Raw genomic sequence first — 380 nt, 5'->3', positions numbered from 1 at the left:
GGATTGTAGTTCGGAAATGTATGGTCGAGCTCGACATCGAGCGGGATCACCTCGCAGCCGATCCGCTCCAGCGCTTCAGGCGCGAAGGCGCCGGCAGTGCCGTTACCGCAGGCGGCGACCACCTTGAGCTTTCGTGATATGCGTTTCCCAGTGGTCAGGTCGTCCAGATAGGTTTTGCGGAAATCCGCAACGAAGTCATAGGAGCCGCCGCCGACAAGGTCGAAGTCGCCGGCAAGCACGATCGTCTTCAATGCGCTCATTTCTTCCGGACCGAAGGTCAGGGGACGCGCCGCCCCCATCTTGACGCCGCTCCAGCCGTTTTCGTTGTGCGAGGCGGTGACCATGGCGACGGACGGCGTGTCGAGCGCGAACTGGGCAAA

The 380-nt window shown here is 61.8% G+C and carries 1 pseudogene; it reads right to left on the bottom strand.

From position 1 onward, the window contains the following. Positions 1-380 (bottom strand): annotated as a pseudogene (locus EOA13_RS37790) (phosphomannomutase/phosphoglucomutase); the annotation flags it as partial.

It is taken from the genome of Mesorhizobium sp. M7A.F.Ca.US.011.01.1.1 (assembly GCF_003998295.1).
Lineage (GTDB): Bacteria > Pseudomonadota > Alphaproteobacteria > Rhizobiales > Rhizobiaceae > Mesorhizobium.
Note: the sequence above shows the minus strand (reverse complement) of the source record. Positions and strands in the feature narration are given on the sequence as shown.